Origin of the sequence: Streptomyces sp. NPDC102437 (genome assembly GCF_044765565.1) — a bacterium.
In the GTDB taxonomy this organism is placed as follows: Bacteria; Actinomycetota; Actinomycetes; order Streptomycetales; family Streptomycetaceae; genus Streptomyces.
This window is the reverse complement of the sequence record NZ_JBIWKI010000158.1, coordinates 1-1,731: the sequence shown is the minus strand read 5'-3', so window position 1 is coordinate 1,731 and position 1,731 is coordinate 1. Positions and strand designations below refer to the sequence as shown.

The 1,731-nt window shown below is 66.8% G+C and carries 2 protein-coding genes and 1 pseudogene; 1 reads left to right on the top strand and 2 read right to left on the bottom strand.

Annotated features, from left to right (window positions below; translation table 11 throughout):
• Positions 1 to 329, bottom strand: a pseudogene (locus tag ACIRJP_RS42545) (transcriptional regulator); the annotation flags it as partial.
• Between the two features lie 5 nt (positions 330 to 334).
• Positions 335 to 1,279: a hypothetical protein gene (locus tag ACIRJP_RS42540; protein ID WP_404186605.1), complete on the bottom strand. Its 945-nt coding sequence runs from the start codon at positions 1,277 to 1,279 to the stop codon at positions 335 to 337.
• A 182-nt stretch (positions 1,280 to 1,461) separates the two neighbouring features.
• Here ACIRJP_RS42540 and ACIRJP_RS42535 point away from each other — a divergent pair.
• The coding region (locus tag ACIRJP_RS42535; protein ID WP_404186603.1) for a hypothetical protein at positions 1,462 to 1,731 on the top strand (270 nt) is incomplete at its 3' end.

Sequence of the window (1,731 nt, the reverse complement as noted above, 5' to 3'; positions counted from 1 at the left end):
CCGATGTTGGTGACGTACTCGTACTGCCCCCACTGAGACCCCGGGTCGACGATGACGTCCTCCCAGGCGTCGTCCAGGCCCTGATGGTCGCCGGCCGACCAGGCCTCGACTATCCGGTCCCAGCGGCGGACGTTCATCGCGCGGTACTCCACCACCCGCTGGAGCGGGCGCGGCACCTGCGACTGGTTCAGCGGATGGATCTCCACCCGCGTCCCGCCGCCCGCGTTCAGGCGCCGAAGCAGGTGGCGGGACACGTTCTGGCGGCGCACCTGACGGTAGGCCGCCTCGATGCGCTCCAGGTTGGCGCTCGACGGCCGGCGCCGCTCCTGGCTGGCTACGGGATCTGGCCCGCGTTGGCCTTCGCGATGCGGTCGGCGAGGATGCTGGCGAGTTGCTGGAGGTGTTCTGCTTGCTCCGGAGTCCCATCGTCAAGCTGGTGCGCTATGCCAATAAAGGCTCTGTGGCGGAAAATCATCATTCGGTTGCCACTGTTCTCTGAGAAGCCCTGGCTCTCCTCGCCGTAGTTGCCAAGGCCAGCGGCTTTGTGCCCCCAGTCGTGGCTAGGTTTCTCGATGCTTTCCACGAGCTCGACGTACGCCAGGTGGGCGGTCGCCGAGTCGGGGAACGCCAGGGCGATAAATTCGGCGTAATTGCCCGGGTTACTGTCTGCCGTGTGCTTCGGACCGTACTCCACCCCGCCGGCGGCGCTGGCGTTGTTCTTGCACTTGGGTGCTGCGCTGCAGATGAAGATCTCCGCTGCGGACGTGCGGATGGTCGGGGTGCCGGCCTGCGGATAGACACGGGCGTCCACGGAGTTCCGGTCGGGAAGGATCAGCCGGACTGTCTCCGTGGTGGGAGGCAGAGCGGATGCCGTCGGCGTGACGGAGCCCGCGCGGGTCGCGGAGGGTGTGCTGCTCGGCGGTGCGTCGTCGTCCTGCAGCAGCTGCGTGCCGCCGCGTACCGCGAGCACCACGATCAGCACTGCCAGGAGCACGCCGACGACGAGGGTCAGCCATCCCGAGCGTGTGTTGTTGATGGTCAGCGGGCCGAGCGCGATCTGGTTCCGCGACACCTTGCCGCCGTTGACCACCACACTGCCGGTGTTCTGCTGTGAGGACGCCCGCAGGAGCACCGAAAGCCGCGCGGCGAACTGGGCATCGCCGGCAATCTCCTCAGCGACCACTTCTTCCACGCCTCGCACGGCCTGATCGTCATCTGGCGCCGCATCCACTTCTGCCAGCGCGGCACGCCCAAGCAGCTCAGCCCCAAGCCTTTCCATACTCTGTCAGCCGCCACTTGATTCCCTCAATTCCCCTGCAGTACACCCACGTTGACCCCAAGGTTGGCATCGCAGCAGGTCGAGGAAGTACGGGGCTCGGCGGGGCCGAACTGCCGCAGGTCGACAGGAGCCGGCGCTGACCGCCCTGCAGACAGCCCTGGGTCGGGAGGAGGCCGCTCTTGGTGCCCTTCGCCACCGCTTCGAAGCAGCACAGGCCCTTGAAGCCAGCGCCCGCCGCCAAGAGCGCTGAACTGCAACAGGCTGTCGATCTCGACCTGCAGGAACGCCGGCAGCAGACAGGCGAAGCGATCCTGCTGTTCTCCCAGTGCGCCCAGCGCCTGTACGGCGAGGGCCGCGAAGCGTACCTCGCGATCGAGGCCGGCCGTAGCAGCCTGAGCATCACGCCATCGCGGCATCAACAACATCATCATCTTCTGCTTCGACCTCACCCT